The sequence below is a fragment of the Nakamurella sp. GG22 genome (genome assembly GCF_052976845.2).
Window position 1 is genome coordinate 118,403 of the sequence record NZ_JBRIIO020000011.1, and the last position, 16,283, is coordinate 134,685.

Genomic DNA, 16,283 nt, shown 5'->3' on the forward strand with positions numbered 1-16,283 from the left:
ATCACCCGCACGCACGACGTCCGGCAGACCAGGGGAGAAAGGGACGAACTGGGACACCATGTCGCACACCACAACCCGGGATCCCGAGGTCGCATTGCAGCCCCAATTGCACGAACTCGTCACCTGTCTTGCTGCGCCCTGCACGGTGCTGTCCGGGCAGGACGGTCAGGTCCGGCCCCAGGGAGCTCAGGGCGCCTTTGTCGCTGACGTTCGCGTGCTCGCCGAGGCGGCCGTCCGGTTCGACGGTGCGGAGGCCGACGCGGTCTCCACGTCACCTGTCGGACCGGACGGCGCCGAGTTCGTCAGCGTGATCCGCTCGCTGGGGGATCCGTCGCCCGATCCCTCCGTCTGGCTCCGCCGTCGGCGCACGGCGGACGTGGCCGGCATGGTGGAGAGCCTGACACTGGTCAACCGGTCGTCGTCCGAGGTCCGCACCCGGGTCGGTCTCCGGTTGGCCTCCGATCTGCTCGAGATGGACCGGGTGAAGGCGGGCCGGCGGGGGACGCCGGCGCTACCGGAGGTGACGGCGTCGGGTGTGCGGTTCGGCACCGAGCGGCTGCGGGTCGAGGTCGCCTGCCCAGCAGCACGAATCGATCTCGAGGGTTCCGGCGTTGCCGCGGAATGGCCGCTCGTCGTCGGCCCGCGGTCGGAGGTCACGGTTTCCTGGTCGCTCGCCGTCCGCGACCGGGATGCCGGCGTGGTGCCCGCGCGGTCGGCGCCCGCGGCCGCGATCCCGTCGGTGCTCGCCGGCGATCACCGGCTGGGACCGCTGGTCAGCAGGTCCGTCGCCGATCTGCACGCCCTGCGGATGGCTCTCCCCGGAGCGCCGGCCGATGAGTTCTTCGCGGCCGGATCGCCCTGGTATCTCACGCTTTTCGGTCGCGATTCGATTTGGGCGGCCCGGATGGCACTGCCGCTGGGTACCGAACTCGCCGCCGGAACGCTGCGGGCGCTCGCCTCACTGCAGGGCGTGACCGTGGACAGTGAGACCGACGAGCAGCCGGGAAAGATCCCGCACGAGGTACGCAGGTCGGTGACGACGCTGGGACCGGATGACGGTGCGTCGGCGTCGCTGCCCCCGGTCTACTACGGCACCGTCGACGCCACCCCGCTCTGGGTCTGCCTGCTCGCCGACGCATGGCGGTGGGGGATGCCGGCTGACGAAGTGGCCGCGCTGCTGCCCTCGATGGAACGCGCACTGAATTGGATGGCGACGCACGGCGACGCCGACGGCGACGGCTTCCTCGACTACTACGACGATTCCGGCCGCGGCCTGGCCAACCAGGGCTGGAAGGATTCCGACGATTCGGTCCGCTTTGCCGACGGCGCGATCGCCGCCGGGCCGGTCGCGCTGGCCGAGGTCCAGGGCTACGCCTACGAGGCCGCACTCTCCGGTGCCGATCTGCTCGACGCATTCGGCCGCCCAGGTGCCGATCGGTGGCGCCGGTACGCCGCGGAGATGGCGGACCGGTTCCGTTCGGCGTTCTGGGTGGCCGACGATCTCGGCCGCTTCCCCGCGCTGGCGCTCGACCGGGACAAGCGCCCGGTCGATTCGCCCGCATCGAACATGGGGCACCTGCTGGCGACCGGCATCCTGACGCCGGACGAGGCGAGCGCGGTGGCCGACCGTCTGATCCACCCGAGCATGTCCAGCGGATTCGGTCTGCGGACCATGTCGGACACGGCCGGCGGGTACTCGGCGCTGAGCTACCACTGCGGATCGGTGTGGCCGCACGACACTGCGATCGCCGTGCACGGGCTGATCAAGGCCGGCCTGGTGCGGCACGCCGCTGCTCTGGCGGCCGGTCTACTCGCGGCCGGGACCGCGTTCGACGGGCGACTTCCCGAGCTCTTCGGTGGGTTTGCAGTGTCCGATCTCGTCGTCCCTGTTCCCTACCCGGCGTCCTGCCGACCGCAGGCGTGGGCGGCGGCCGGTGTGATCGTCATGCTGCAGGCGTTTCTCGGTCTTGATCCCGACGTGCCGAACGGCGTCGTCCGGCTCAGCCCGTCGCCCTCCGTCGGCGCCCTGTCGGTATCCGGGCTGAAAATCAACGGAGTGCCGTTCTCGGTGGCCGTGGGTGCGGACGGCGCGCTGATCTCCGCGGTGTGCGACCCGGCGCTGGACGTGCGGATCGCCGGCTGACCCGGTTCGGTGTTCCTGAAGGGAAATGGGCCGCCACCCAGACTGTTTGCCGCATCGACTGTCTCGCCCTCGTCCAAGGCATATGCGGCGACTTACACCAGTGCCGTGACGTTCGGGTTGCCGGTCGCGGCGTTCGTGATCACCGCGCCGCCGTAGGAGTGTCCGACGAGAACCACCGGCCCGGTGATCGTGCCGAGGAAGGCTTTGAGCGAGTCGGAGTCGGTCGTCAGACCGCGTAGCGCATTCGCCGGGACCAGCACCGGATACCCGGCGCGCTGCAGTGCGGCGATGCTGCCGGCGAAGCCCGAGGCGTCCGCGAATGCGCCGTGCATGAACACGATCGTCGGCTTGGCGCCGGGTCCGTGGCCGGCACCGGTCGCTGCCGCAGGTGAAACTTCCGGCGCGGCGACGGTGGCACTCGATGCGCCGGGCAGGGTGAGTGAGAACACCAGTGTGACAGCGAGGGCGATCGCGGCGATCGCTCCTCGACGTCTGCGTCGCGATGGGAGGTCGCCGAGAAGTATTTCTGTCATGTCGATCTCCAGGGATGTTGCTGGTCGGGATGTCGTGATGACGGCGCGCGCGACGTCAGCTGAAGCGCTTGACAAAGCCGAGTGCGAGTTCGGCGACGTCCTGCCATCCGTGGTCGATCGTCAGCGAATGCCCGCGATCGGGGACATCGACCAGTTCGGTGACATCAGTGCTGTGTTTGGCCAGATACCGATGCGTCGCATGGGTGATGGCGGTGGGGGCCGTGTTGTCATTGTCGCCTGCGATGATCAGCACTGGACCACGATCGGGATTCTTGATGTCCACCTTGGTTTCGCCGCCGAAAGGGTTGAAGTTCGCGACGGCGGCCTGGAAGAGCGGTGCACCGGAGGCGGGTACATGGTAGGTCTCGTACAGCTCCTTGGTTTCCGACGAATCCAGGGTGTTGCCCCACCCGAAGGTGAATTGCTCCAGCGTCAGGGAAATGGCTCGACCCCGGTTGGCCGGATTACCCAGGACGGGCGACGCGGATTTCAGCGCGCTCAACGGAAGGGGCAGGACTCCCTTGAACGGCGCGTTGTCGATGGCGACCGTCGCGATCGAGGCGCCTTCACCGGCGATCTTCAACGCAATCAGCCCACCGAAGGAATGGCCGATGACGGCCGGCTTCTTCGTCAGGAGGGAGATCGCCTGGAGATAGTGATCGGTGACTTCCTGGACCATTTTGTGCGCGAAGACATCAGGATTCTGATACGCCTCCTCCAGGGTTGCCGGATCATCCGGCCAGCCCGGTGCGATGGTGGCGTAGCCCTGGCCCTCGAAGAAGTCGCGCCATTTCTGCCAGCTGCTGGACAGCAGCCACAGGCCGTGGACGAAGGCAACGGGGGTGAGACCGGAATCGTTGGCCCGCTGAATCTCGGCGAGTTCCCGATCGGTCAGGGTCGGGGCGGGTGCTTCTGTCATGGGGACCTTCCTGGATACGGTGATGGGGCGCCCTGCGGCCGTCCGGGGCACCGCCCGACGGTAGGTCGACGACCGGTCGGCGAATCTCCGATTCGTGCAGCGTTGTGTGCTCAGCGCGCAGGAGCTCAGCGCTGGCTCGTCGCGGCACTGTCCAACCGCGCGATCGCACGCCACTCACGCGGTGACATCCCGTACGCCTGGCGGAATGTGCGCGCGAAATGGGCGGTGTCGACGAATCCACAATCCCGGGCGACCGCGGCGATGGTGCGAGCACGCGAGTCCGGTCGGGCAAGGTCGCGGCGCGCGGCGTCGAGTCGCTGGGCGATGATCCACTGGCCGAGTGGCTGCTCGTTCGTCCTCGACCAGACGTTGTAGAGCTGGCGGAGCGAGATGTGGTGCTCGTGCGCGATCCGGGACGGCGTCAGATCCCGATCCCGCACGTGTGCCTCGACGTGCAGTTTGATCCGCAGACCCAGGCTGTCGGTGATGGAAACGTACTGGCGCGCTTGATCTTCGGTTGCACTGATGATCAGTGCGCGGACCAGCTCGGTCGCGGCGTTGCCGAGCATCGCCCAGGTCGGACCGGCCGGCTCCGCGATCAGCGTCGAGTTGAGCTGCAGGATGTTGTCACGGACCAGCGGGTACACCGGGCTGGACGCGATGAGCCCGACAGCAGCGTGGACCCGGTCGATCGGCAGGCCGAGTGCAGAGTGATCGAGATTGAGCGAGAAGGTCTCACCCCCGCCGATTCGGTTGAATTCGTACGGAACCGCATGGTCGGTCAGAACCATTGCCGGCCTGGGTGACTCGACCTGCTGGTCGTGCCGACCCTGCGCATAGGTCCATCGACCTGGACCGAGCACCGTCACGGCGATGCGCTCCGGTGCGACTGCGCGGACCTGCCGCTGGGTCCTGGTCAGGCACACACCCGTGCCCTCGCGATGCATGAGGGTGGTGCCGCCGCCGAGCGCCCACAGTTCGATGCGCGCCGACACCTCGTCGACCGGAGGCTCGTGGGTGAGCCGTGCGGGAATCCCGGACAGCTGCATGGCGTGCTCGATGGCGTCGGCGCGCTCCTGCCGGGGCAACAGGTCGGTGTCCAGAATGACGGTCACTGTTGCCGGAGCTCCCTTCGGTGTCCCGTGCTGCCGGCGTCTGTCGTCCGGATCGACACGCTTCGTCGGAATGACGGTAATGGGGCTTCCGCGCTGCGTACAGGCGCCCTGGAGTGCGGGGTGCATCGTGCCCCGGTTCCTCGCGAGGAAAGTCTGCGGACTCAACGCGATCGTGTCGCATCTTCCTGCACCGTCGGAACAGGAGGCTGCACGCTCAACACAGTCGGTGACGACCGCAGTGCCTATCGTCGGGCCCTCGGTACCGCGGCGGCGGGGTCCGGTGCTGGGGGCATGAGCCGCAAACGAGGACGCGGGTGTCCCTGCGCGCGCTCGTCGACGGGGTCGACACTCTGCTGGCGGGCTCAGCACGCACGACATCTGAGACACCGTCGATGCTGTGAGTGCTCCGGGCCGGCGGAAAGCAGTCGGCGGTGGCCGGCGCCTCGGGGAAGATACGACCATGCACCCGTTCGAGATTCCGGCGAACCTGGCCGGATGGATCGAGCAGCACGAGCCGCCGGGGTCGGCGGCGCACGCCTGGCTCGCCGACCTGGCCGACGTCGTCAGGGTGACCGCCCAGTACTGGGAACTGCAGCCCGGCCGGCCCTATCAGCCGGGCGGCGTCACCGCGTGGGTTGCGCCGGCGCGCGACCCCATCGGCCGGCGGGTGGTGCTGAAAGTCGTCCGGCAGAATGCCGCGGCGCTGGAGGACGAGGGGCTGCACGAAGCCGACGGCCTGCGGGTGTGGGCGGGTGACGGCACCGTTCGGCTGCTAGACTCCGCCGTCATCGGGTCGAGCCGTGCGCTGTTGCTCGAGGAGTGTGACCCGGGAACGGTTCTCGCCGACGTCAGCCCGCCCGCCGAGCAGGACGAGCTGGTGGCCGCCCTGCTGCGTCGGCTGTGGGTGCAGCCGCCGGCCGGCCACCCGTTCCGGTCGCTGGCCAGCATGTGCGGCTGGTGGGGCGATTCGTTCGAGGCCAGGTTCGCGGCGGCGCTGGCGAGTCCCGATGCGCCCGACCGGGCCGACCTGCTCGACCCGGGTCTGGCTCGGGACGGCATCCAGATGTTCAGGCAGTTGCCGCTCGACGCACCGGCGCAGATGCTGCTGTGCACCGACCTGCACGCCGGGAACATCCTTGCCGCGCAACGCGAACCGTGGCTGGTGATCGATCCGAAGCCCTACGTCGGCGACCCCACCTACGATCCGCTGCAGCACATGCTCAACTGCCCGGATCGGCTGACCGCCGATGCGCGCGGCTTCGTCCGACGCATCGCCGCACTCCTCGATCTGGACCCGGAACGCCTGCGGGACTGGCTCTTCGCCCGTTGCGTGCAGGAATCGGTGGGCTCGCCGACACTGGCGGCGGTCGCCCGCGACCTGGCGCGCTGACGGTCAGCCGCCCAGCCGGGCGAGCGCATCCCCCGCCCGGCGCTGCCGGATCTCGGCGCGGCGGAGCTGGACCCGGGCCTCGTCGACGGCCTTTCGGGCGTCCGCAACCTGCTCCTCGAGTTCCCGCAGCCGGTCCACCCGGGTCTGCTCCTCGTCGGCCGCCAGCAGGTACGCCTCCTCGGCGTCGTCGGCGGCCTGCCGTGCATCCGCGAGCCTGGCGCGTTGCGCCTCCTCCGCGGCGGCCTTCTGCTGGGCCTTTCGCTCGGCTTCCTGCTCCTCCGCTTTCCGCCGGGCTTCGGCGCGGTCTTCTCTCGACCGTCCCGATGACGACGGCCGCTGCACCGCAGTCGGTTCCAGCCTTGGCTCAGACTTTCTGCGGCTGGCGCCACTGTCGGTTCCTGACGGCACCAGTGTGAGATCGGGCGACCCGACGGATCCGAAACCCTCCCAGCGGGCCGGTTTGACCAGCGTGCCGTCCGCGACCTGGGCGGCGATGCTCTCCTCCGCCAGCGCCGCGGTCAGTGTCGAGACCACCTCGTCACGGACCGCGGAGCTGGGTGAGGTGTCACCGATGGCGTCGAACGCCCGGCGGGTCAGGTCGTTCACCAGCCGCCGGCGCTGTTTGGTGAGTTCGCGAATCTGCCTGGGGTCGACGGTGCGCTCCGCCTCGCGGAGCCGCTCACCGAGTTCCACCAGTTCGGCCATGCCATCCGGGTCGGAACGGGCGAGCGAGTTGACGGCGTAGGCGGATCGGGTCGGCTTGCGCAGCGCGGCGATCCGCTTCGCCGTCGCGGTGTCTCCCGACTTCTTCGCCGCGGCGGCGAGTTCACCCCGCCGGGTCATGAACGCGTCGGGATCCGCCGAATACAGCTCGTCCGTCGCTTCGCGGAGCGCGTCGTCGGTCTGGGCCACCTGCTCATCCTTGCCCAGGGTCGCGGCAACGGCCCGCCGGTCCTGGTCAACCTCCGCGTTCATGAGTCCGCGTTCATGAGTCCGCGTTCATTAGTCCGCATTGAGCGGTCAGGGTTTCTCGGTCGGCGTTTCTCGGTCAGTCATCCTGGTCAGCGTTCCTGGTCGGCGTTCCTGGTCGGTGTTCCTCGGCCAGCAATCCCCGGCGGTGCGCCACCGCGACGGCCTCGGCGCGGCCGCTGACGCCGAGCTTGGAGAGCACGTTGGACATGTGCACGCTGACCGTCTTCCCGCTGATGAAGAGGCGCTCGCCCACCTGGCGATTCGTCATGCCGGTGGCGACCAGTCGCAGCACCGCCTCCTCGCGGTCGGTCAGAACTCCGACGGCCGGCCGGCTGCCGGGCAGATCGAGCCGGGCCCGCCGGCCGAGGTCCCGGATCGCGTCAGCGAGCGGACGTGCGCCCATCTCGACTGCTTCGGCCAGTGCGGCCAGTGCCTCCGACTGCGCCGCCGGGTGGTCGCCTGCGGCGGCCAGCGCCGACGCGCGCCGCCAACGGCTGCGCGCGATCTCGTACCGGTACCCGTAGTCGAATTCGCGGGCGACCTCCTCCCACCGGGCGGGATCGTCATCGCCGATGAGCCGGCCGTGCTCTGCCCGGGCTCGCGCCATCCAGGCCCTGCCCTCCGGGCCGAGTCGCCCCCCGCGTGGTCGCCCCCGACGTGCGGTCTCGATCGTCCGCTCGAGCAGGACCCCGCCGAGATCGATGTCCGGTGACGGGTCGCCGCCGACCAGCCGGGTCTGTTCCGCCCTGTCGGCCAAGGCGGTCAGGCCGAGCGCGGACAGCCAGATTCCGCCGAGGAAGTAGTCGTTCCAGGCGCCTTCCATGAACTCGATCACCTGCAGCGTCAGGTCGACGGCCGCCTGCTGCTCGCCCGCCCAGGTCAGCGCGTCGATCGTGCAGCCGCCGGAGATGAGGGCAGCCATCGGGTCGCGCCGCCAGTCGGCCTTGACGGCGCGGCCCCTGGCGATCACGTCGGCGTCACCGCGCGCCGCGGCGGCGTACAGGTCGACCACCGACATGATCCAGGTGGCGGACTCGGGCACCCAGTCCACGTCCGGCGGAGCGGGAGCGAGATCGCCTGACACGTAACGGATCAGCGACCTGAAGATCAACATGCCGACGCCGTATCCGGTCCAGAGCACGCCGGTCGCCCGGGCCCGCTCGATGCCGTCGTCGCAGATTTCGGCCGCCTCCCGCAGCGCGCCCGCGTAATACCGATTGGCGACCAGGTTGTGCACGCTGCGCAGCTCGGCGATCAGGTCTCCGGTGCTCCGTGCGGTTTCCAGTGCGCCGCGGAGCAGTGCGCCCGCCCGGTCGGCGTCGTCGACGTAGAGCACGGCCAGTGTGGTGAGCGCGTCGGCCTCGGCGTCGGCCACCCCGAGCAGTCGGGACTCGGTGATGGCGCGTTCCGCGGTGCGCCGGGCCTCGTCGTCGAGATCGGTGTTGAGGGCCGACCTGGCATGCGCGGCCAGCAATCTCGCACGGTCCGGCGACGGGGCATCGGCGTCCAGCACCTCGAGCGCGCGGTTCGCGAGGTCCAACGCCTCCCGCGCATGGTCCTCGTCGATGAGGTAGGTGACCGCGGCCGGGGTGAGCCCGGCGGCGCGGACCGGGTCGGCCTTGGCCAGCGCGGAGCGGGCGAGCGCGGCGGCGCGGGCCGGTTGACCGGCCCTGCTGGCGGCGGCCGCGGCGGACATGGCCACCTCGATCCGGTCCTCGCCCACCAGGTCTGCGGCATCGGGGACCGCGTCCCACAACTGCAGCACCGTCTCCAGGTGCCGAAGTTCCTCCACCGGGGCGAGCACGTCGGCCGCCTCCCGGGCCGCGGCATGGGACGCCGCGAGCGCGGCCGGTAACTCGTGGCTGCGCAGTGCGTGGTGCGCTATCTGCGCGGGTGAGCCCAGCGATGGATCGGCGGTCAGCTGACGGAGGTAGGCGCGGTGCAGGGAGGCCAGTTCGCCGGGCAGCAGGTCGGCGTACACCGCCTCGGCCAGCAACGCGTGCCGGAACGCGATCCACCGCGATTCCTCGGCGGCGAGCACGTGATGGGTGACGGCCTCACGCAGCGCGGTATCGAACGTCGCCGGGTCGGGGAAACACGGATCCTGAGAGGCCACCGCCCACAACAGCGGCTCCGACACCCTGCGGCCCGCCACCGAGGCGATCCGGGCCAGAGTCTGCACGGATGGCTCGAGTCGCTCCAGCCGTCCGTGCAGCACATCGGCCAACGAGCCGGGCAGGGCGGCGGCGTCGGAACCGGATTCCAGCAACTCCTGGGCGAAGTAGGCGTTGCCCTCCGAACGGGCGAGAACCCGCTGCAAGGCCGACTCCGGCAACGTGTGACCGGTGACCGCCTCGCCGAACTCGGCGAGCTCGTCGTGGGTGAACGGAGGCAACTCGAGGTGGTCGACCTTGGGGTGACGCAACAGCTCGGCCAGGACCGGCCGCAGCGGGTGACGGCGATGCAGGTCGTCCGTCCGATAGGTGCCGACCACCAGCAGATGCTCGTTGCGCAGCCTTGCCAGCAGGAACCGGAGCACGTCACGGCTCGACGGGTCCGCCCAGTGCAGGTCCTCGACCATCAGCACCAGGGGGCGGTCCGGAGTGCCGACGGCGCCCAGTACCGCGGCCACCCCGTCGAACAACTGGAGGCGGGCGGCCTGGTTCTCGGCGCCGACGGACGCCTCGGCGATGCCGCCGTCGAGCAACCTGCCCAGCGCCGGCCGCGCGGCGATCGCCCGCTCGACGGTGTCGGTGGTGCCGCGGAGTTGGCCGAGGATGTCGGTGAACGGGAGGTACGGCAGGCCCACGTCGCCGAGGTCGATGCAGTGACCGGTGACGACCAACGCGCCGTTGGCCGCGGCGATCTCCGCCATCCGGGCCAGCAACCGGGTCTTTCCGACGCCCGCGTCGCCCGAGATCAGCAGGGCTCCGGGCTCGCCGGCCCGGGCGCGGGTGAGCGCCAGCTCGAACTGCCCCACCTGCTCGGAGCGAGCGACGAACGGCGCACCTGCCGCGGACCGAGCCACGGTGTCCATAGTGTCAGTTGGCACCGACACCGCAGCTCGGGTCGCTCCTGGTGATGGCGTTGGTTTGGCGGCTTCCGCCTGCGTCGGTCACGCCGCGTGCGCCGGCCGCCCGAGCGTGGTGAAGGCGGAACGTTCCGCTCGCTGCGCGGAACGCCGCCGGTTGGTGCGGGCAGTGCTGCGGGCCGCACGGCGATTGGTGGCGCGGAGGACGCCAATTCGGACCTGCTGCTGGCGGTAACCGAGTTCGGCGTCAATTGCCGGTCCCCAGGACATGCTCATCGGGCTCTCCCTCGAAACGTCGGCGAACCGGTTGCTCGTCGTCGTAAGAGCAACAGTGCTGCTGAGCACCCGGTCCCGGGATCGGACGAGCGAGCACACTTCCGCCCCCGAATGCCTCAGATGGCCGACTGAGGTGGTCTGAGGTGCCTCAGGTCGGGCCCCCGGGATGGCGCCGAAAGGAGCTTGCGGCCGAGGTCGCGCCGTCCACTGAACCTCAGCCTTGCGCCCGGCGGGGGTTTGCGGGCGTGTGCAAGGGGGGAGTTCAGTGAAAGCGCCGGGCCCAGCCGGACCGAGGGGTTCGGTCCGGCCACCGAGCCGTCAGTCGATCGGGACGGCCGAGGTGTGCCAGATCCGGTCGATGTAGTCGCGGATGGACCGGTCGCTGGAGAAGAAGCCCGAGCGGGCCACGTTCAGGATCGCGCTGCGGGTCCAAGCCTTTTGATCCCGGTAGGCGACGTCGACAGCGTCCTGGGCCTCGATGTACGCCTTGTAGTCGGCCAGCGCCATGTACTGGTCATGGTGCAGCAGCGAGTCGACCAGCTGGGCGAAGGCGCCGCGGTCGCCCGCGGAGAATTCGCCCGAGGAGATCGCGTCCATCGCCCGGCGCAGCATCGGGTCGGACTCGTAGTAGGTGTGCGGCCGGTAGCCGGCGGTGGCGGTGGCGGTGACCTCCGGTTCGGTCATCCCGAACAGGAAGAAGTTCTCCTTGCCGACCAGGTCCCGGATCTCGACGTTCGCGCCGTCCAGGGTGCCGATCGTCAGGGCGCCGTTCAGCGCCAGCTTCATGTTGCCGGTGCCGGACGCCTCCTTGCCGGCCAGCGAGATCTGCTCGGACAGGTCCGCGGCGGGGATCAGCGTCTCGGCCAGGGTGACGTTGTAGTTCGCCGGGAACGCGATGCTCAGCCGGCCGGCCACCAGCGGGTCGGCCTCCAGCACCTTGGCGACGGCGTTGATCAGCGCAATCGTCGTCTTCGCCATCCGGTAGCCGGGCGCGGCCTTGGCTCCGAACAGCACCACCCGGGGCTGGATGTCGAGCTCCGGGTTGTCCTGGATGCGCTGGTAGAGCGTGATGACGTGCAGCAGCTTGAGGGTCTGCCGCTTGTACTCGTGCAGCCGCTTGACCATCACGTCGAAGATGGCGCTGGGATCGAGGACGATGCCGTCCCGTCGCTCCAGCAGACTGGCCAGCCGTACCTTGTTCGCGCCCTTGATCGCGGCGAAGGCGCGGACGAAGGCGTCGTCGTCGGCGTACGGCTCCAGGTCCTGCAGGCGGTCGAGGTCGCGCACCCACCCGTCGCCGATGGTGGCGGTGATCAGCCTGGACAGGCCCGGGTTGGCCAGCCTGACGAACCGCCGCGGGGTGACGCCATTGGTGACGTTGGTGAACTTCTCCGGCCAATACGCCGCGAAGTCGGAGAGCACCTGGTCGCGCAGCAACTCACTGTGCAGCTCCGCGACGCCGTTGACCATCGAACCCGCGACGGTCGCGAGGTACGCCATCCGCACGGCCTGGAACGGGTACTCCTGGATGATCGACATCCGCCGTGCGCGGAACTCCTCCGTCGGGTAGGCCGCCCGCACCTCTTCGAGGAAGTCCTCGTTGATCTTGTAGATGATCTCCAGGTGCCGCGGCAGCAGCCGACCGAGCAAGCTCACCGGCCACACCTCGAGCGCCTCCGGGAGCAGCGTGTGACAGGTGTAGGCGAAGCACTTCTTGGTGATGGCCCACGCCTCGTCCCATTCCATCTGCCGCTCGTCGACCAGGATCCGCATCAGCTCCGGGATCGCGATCACCGGATGGGTGTCGTTGAGCTGGAAGATCACCCGGTCGGGCAGGTCGTGCATGTCGAAGTCGCGGGGCAGCGTGTGGTCGAGGAAATCGCGCAGTGAGCACGCCGCGAAGAAGTACTGCTGCTGCAGGCGGAGTTCCTTGCCCTGCGGGGTGGAGTCCTCCGGGTACAGCACCTTGGAGATGTTCTCGGCGAAGGCCTGCGAGCGGACCGCCTCGAGGTAGTCGCCGGCGTTGAACACCGACAGGTCGAACGCCTGGGTGGCCCTCGCGCTCCACAACCGCAGGGTGTTGACGTTGCCGATGCCGTATCCGGGGACCATGTAGTTGTAGGGGATCCCGCGCACCTCCCAGCCGTGGTTCCACCGCGACCGGATAACGCCGTCGGTGTCCACGTAATGCTCGGTGCTGCCGCCGAACCGCACCGTGACGGCCATTTCCGGGTGCGGGAACTCCCACGGGGAGCCGTTGGTGAGCCAGGAATCGGGCTGTTCGACCTGGGCGCCGTCGACGAAGGTCTGCCGGAAGATGCCGTACTCGTACCGGATCCCGTACCCGACTGCGGGAACGCCGAGGGTGGCGAGGGAGTCGATGAAGCATGCGGCAAGTCGGCCCAGACCGCCGTTGCCGAGCCCGGGCTCGACCTCGGCCTCCCGCAGGCTGTCCAGGTTCAGGCCCAGAGACTCCATCGACTTCGCCGCGACGTCGCTGAGCCCGGCGGCGAGCAACGAGTTGTCCAGCTGCCGGCCGAGCAGGTATTCGGCGGACAGGTAGGCGACCGCCTTGGCCTTCGCGTCGAGCTGGGTGTTCAGCGTGTCCAGCCAGCGGGACATCAACTGCTGGCGGACCGTTCTGGCCAGCGCCATGTAGAGGTCGTGCGTCGTCGCACGGACCAGGGCGACACCCTGCCCGAATTGCAGTTCCTCGAGGAACTGTCTGGTGAAGGTCTCCACGTCGGTGAGGTCGACCTGGACGATGTGCTTGGAGGCGGTCACGGACGGATAGTAGCCAGGGTTGGTGTGAGAGTCTCCGCGGCAAAAGTCCTGTGAAATCCCGAATGTCCGGGGCGTCCGGACCCCGCGACCGTCACCCGGCGATGCGGCCGTACCGCTCAGCGGCCCGGGCGCGTGCCTTGGCGGCCTCCACGTCCCGGTCCTTGGCCGGCGCCGTGGTCACCAGGTCCTCCAGAAGATGCCGGGTGATGTGCGCGATCTCCTCGACGGCGTGGTCGAAGACCGCCTGGTTCGCGGCGGACGGCTTCGTGCTGCCGCTGACCTTGCGCACGTATTGCAGCGCGGCGGCGTGCACCTCGTCATTGGTGGCGGGCGGATCGAAGTTGTGCAGGGTTCGAATGTTGCGACACATACTTACCAGCGTCGTCACCGTGGGCATTGCACGCAAGACCCGAAGCGACTTTCGACGGTGCGCGATCGTCAGCCCGTCACCACGTCATTACTCTCGAAAAGTTGACGTTCGGTCGTCGAGAGGATCAGTCATGGAAATCGGATTGCACATCGCGGATTTCACGTATCCCGACGGGCCGGCCGGGTTGCGCGGCGACCTCGACCGCATCGTGACCACCGCCGAACAGGTGGGCTTCACCAAGGTGAGCGTGATGGACCACCTCTGGCAGATCGGCCTGCTCGGCCCGCCGGAGCACGAGATGCTCGAGGCCTACACGACTCTCGGCTATCTCGCCGCCCGTACCTCGACCGTGGAATTGGTGTCCTGGGTGACTGCGGTGACCTACCGCCAGCCGGGGATGCTGGCCAAGCTGGTCAGCACGTTGGACGTGCTCTCAGGCGGGCGGGCGTGGCTGGGAATCGGCGCCGCCTGGAACGAGGAGGAGGCCACCGGCCTCGGCCTGGATTTCCCGCCGACAGCGGAGCGGTTCGAGCGGCTCGAGGAGACCCTGCAGATCTGCCTGCAGATGTGGAGCGGGGACGATGGGGCGTACGACGGCAGGCACTACCAGCTGGGCCGCACCCTGAACTCGCCGCAGCCGTTGCACAAGCCGCACCCGCCGATCCTGATCGGCGGGTCGGGCGAGAAGAAGACCCTTCGACTGGTGGCCAAATATGCGCAGGCGTGCAACCTGTTCCCGAGCCCGGAACTGGAGCACAAGCTGGACGTGCTGCGCGGGCACTGCGAACGGGAGGGCCGGAACTACGACGACATCGAGAAGACCGTGATGTGTCCCCTCGACCCGGGCGAGAAGGGTGAGAACGTCGACGCGATTCTGCAGACCCTGCAGGGCTTCTCGAAGCTGGGCATCACTCACGCGCACGGGATCGTGCCGCGGCTGTGGTCCATCGACCCGTTGACCACACTCGGCCGTGAGGTGATCCCCGTCATCGCGAAGTGGTGAGCATCGGGCCCTCCACCGGCGCTGCGACTACGCCGGTCGGGGGCTCGGTGATGCCGTGACCGGCCGGGTCCGGTTCAATACCCGCATGGATCCACGCGCAGGACAGCCTGCTCAGGCCAGCGATCTCATCGACGTCGACGCCGTGCTGGCGGCCTACGAGGACCTGCACCCCGATGTCTCGAATCCCGACCAGCGGGTCGTGTTCGGCACCTCCGGCCATCGCGGTTCGAGTCTGGACACCGCCTTCAACCGTGACCACATCCTCGCGATCACCCAGGCCATCTGCGAGTACCGCGCGGACCAGGGCACCGATGGGCCGTTGTTCATCGGCGCGGACACACACGCACTGTCCGGGCCGGCCACCGCCACCGCCCTGGAGGTGCTGGCTGCGAACGGCGTCACCGTCATGCTCGATGCGGCGGACGGGTACACCCCGACGCCCGCGGTCTCGCACGCGATCCTGAAGGCCAACCGCAAGCGCACGACCAGGCTGGCCGACGGCATCGTCGTCACCCCCAGCCACAACCCGCCCCGCGACGGCGGGTTCAAGTACAACCCGCCGAACGGCGGCCCCGCCGACAGTGATGCGACGTCGGTCATCGCCGCCCGGGCCAACGACATCCTGGCGGGCGGCCTCACCGACGTGAAGCGGATGAACTACCAGGCGGCGAAGGACGCTGACACCACCGGTTACTACGACTTCGTCGGCGGATACGTCGGCGACCTGGAGAACGTGCTGGACATCGCCGCCATCCGCGACGCCGGCGTGCATATCGGGGCAGACCCGCTGGGTGGAGCGTCGGTGGCGTACTGGGCTGCGATCGCCGACCGGCTGCACCTGGACCTCACGGTGCTCAACAAGGTCGTCGACCCGACCTGGTCGTTCATGACGCTGGACTGGGACGGCAAGATCCGGATGGACTGCTCGTCCCCGAACGTGATGGCCTCCGTGGTCACCAAGGTGCGCGAGGGCGGCGGCTACGCCGTGGCCACCGGCAACGACGCCGACGCCGACCGGCATGGGATCGTCACCCCGGACGCCGGGCTGATGAACCCCAACCACTACCTCGCCGTGGCCATCGACTACCTGTACAGCCACCGCCCGGAGTGGGGCGCCGACATGGGCGTCGGCAAGACCCTGGTGTCGTCGTCGATGATCGACCGGGTGGTGGACCAACTCGGCCGCCGGTTGGTCGAGGTGCCCGTCGGTTTCAAGTGGTTCGTTCCCGGCCTGATCGACGGTTCGATCGGGTTCGGCGGCGAGGAGTCGGCCGGTGCGTCCTTCCTGCGCAAGCGCGGGACCGTCTGGACGACGGACAAGGACGGCATCCTGCTGGCCCTGCTGGCATCCGAGATCACCGCCGTCACCGGCAAGTCACCGAGCGAGCGGTACAAGGAACTCACCGGTCAGTTCGGTGACCCGGCGTACGCCCGGGTCGATGCGCCGGCGACCAAGGCGGAGAAGGCCAAGCTCGCGAAGCTCTCGCCGGAGGACGTGAAGGCCGACTCGCTGGCCGGCGAGCCGATCACCGCAAGGCTGGTGACAGCGCCCGGGAACGGTGCCGCCATCGGCGGTCTCAAGGTGACGACGGAGAACGCATGGTTCGCCGCGCGGCCGTCCGGCACCGAAGACGTCTACAAGATCTACGCGGAATCGTTCAACGGGCCCGAGCACCTCAAGCAGGTCCAGGAGGAGGCCCGCGAGGTGGTCTCGGCGGCGCTGGCGGGCTAGCAGGGTCAGCCCGCG

General features: G+C 69.1%; 12 protein-coding genes. 4 read left to right on the top strand and 8 right to left on the bottom strand.

The genetic code is table 11. The features are described 5' to 3' along the window. The first annotated feature begins 58 nt into the window (after window positions 1-58). Window positions 59-2,143: a glycogen debranching N-terminal domain-containing protein gene (locus tag ACVBEQ_RS12995; protein ID WP_447153720.1), complete on the top strand. Its 2,085-nt coding sequence runs from the start codon at window positions 59-61 to the stop codon at window positions 2,141-2,143. 92 nt (window positions 2,144-2,235) lie between these two features. Here ACVBEQ_RS12995 and ACVBEQ_RS13000 read toward each other — a convergent pair whose 3' ends face one another. The 3 genes from ACVBEQ_RS13000 to ACVBEQ_RS13010 form a co-directional block, all read right to left on the bottom strand. Then, window positions 2,236-2,676, bottom strand: coding sequence for an alpha/beta hydrolase (locus tag ACVBEQ_RS13000; RefSeq protein ID WP_447153721.1), 441 nt, complete (start codon window positions 2,674-2,676; stop codon window positions 2,236-2,238). A 55-nt stretch (window positions 2,677-2,731) separates the two neighbouring features. Next, window positions 2,732-3,595: an alpha/beta hydrolase gene (locus ACVBEQ_RS13005; protein ID WP_447153722.1), complete on the bottom strand. Its 864-nt coding sequence runs from the start codon at window positions 3,593-3,595 to the stop codon at window positions 2,732-2,734. Window positions 3,596-3,720: 125 nt separating this feature from the next. Continuing rightward, a complete protein-coding gene (locus tag ACVBEQ_RS13010) occupies window positions 3,721-4,710 on the bottom strand; it encodes an AraC family transcriptional regulator (protein ID WP_447153723.1) in 990 nt (329 codons plus the stop codon). Between the two features lie 460 nt (window positions 4,711-5,170). On the opposite strand from ACVBEQ_RS13010, the gene ACVBEQ_RS13015 reads away from it, so the two are divergent. Continuing rightward, window positions 5,171-6,100 carry an aminoglycoside phosphotransferase family protein gene (locus ACVBEQ_RS13015; protein ID WP_447153724.1) on the top strand — a complete coding sequence of 310 codons (930 nt, stop codon included), beginning with the start codon at window positions 5,171-5,173 and terminating at the stop codon, window positions 6,098-6,100. Window positions 6,101-6,103: 3 nt separating this feature from the next. Here the strand turns inward: ACVBEQ_RS13015 and ACVBEQ_RS13020 are convergent, their stop codons facing one another. From ACVBEQ_RS13020 to ACVBEQ_RS13040, 5 genes are all read right to left on the bottom strand, one after another. Next, entirely contained in the window at window positions 6,104-7,075 is a 972-nt protein-coding gene (locus ACVBEQ_RS13020) for a hypothetical protein (protein WP_447153725.1), read from the bottom strand. 73 nt (window positions 7,076-7,148) lie between these two features. Further along, window positions 7,149-10,109 (bottom strand): helix-turn-helix transcriptional regulator, encoded by a 2,961-nt coding sequence (locus tag ACVBEQ_RS13025; protein ID WP_447153789.1) that lies wholly within the window; start codon window positions 10,107-10,109, stop codon window positions 7,149-7,151. A 78-nt stretch (window positions 10,110-10,187) separates the two neighbouring features. After that, window positions 10,188-10,379 (bottom strand): hypothetical protein, encoded by a 192-nt coding sequence (locus ACVBEQ_RS13030; RefSeq protein WP_447153726.1) that lies wholly within the window; start codon window positions 10,377-10,379, stop codon window positions 10,188-10,190. 318 nt (window positions 10,380-10,697) lie between these two features. Further along, a complete protein-coding gene (locus ACVBEQ_RS13035) occupies window positions 10,698-13,163 on the bottom strand; it encodes a glycogen/starch/alpha-glucan phosphorylase (RefSeq protein WP_447153727.1) in 2,466 nt (821 codons plus the stop codon). Window positions 13,164-13,254: 91 nt separating this feature from the next. Beyond that, window positions 13,255-13,533 carry a DUF2277 domain-containing protein gene (locus ACVBEQ_RS13040; protein ID WP_447153728.1) on the bottom strand — a complete coding sequence of 93 codons (279 nt, stop codon included), beginning with the start codon at window positions 13,531-13,533 and terminating at the stop codon, window positions 13,255-13,257. A 130-nt stretch (window positions 13,534-13,663) separates the two neighbouring features. Here ACVBEQ_RS13040 and ACVBEQ_RS13045 point away from each other — a divergent pair, with 130 nt between their 5' ends. Together ACVBEQ_RS13045 and pgm are read left to right on the top strand one after the other, a co-directional pair. Further along, a complete protein-coding gene (locus ACVBEQ_RS13045) occupies window positions 13,664-14,536 on the top strand; it encodes an LLM class F420-dependent oxidoreductase (RefSeq protein ID WP_447153729.1) in 873 nt (290 codons plus the stop codon). 85 nt (window positions 14,537-14,621) lie between these two features. After that, entirely contained in the window at window positions 14,622-16,268 is a 1,647-nt protein-coding gene (gene pgm / locus ACVBEQ_RS13050; protein ID WP_447153730.1) for a phosphoglucomutase (alpha-D-glucose-1,6-bisphosphate-dependent), read from the top strand. The last annotated feature ends 15 nt before the right edge of the window (window positions 16,269-16,283 follow it).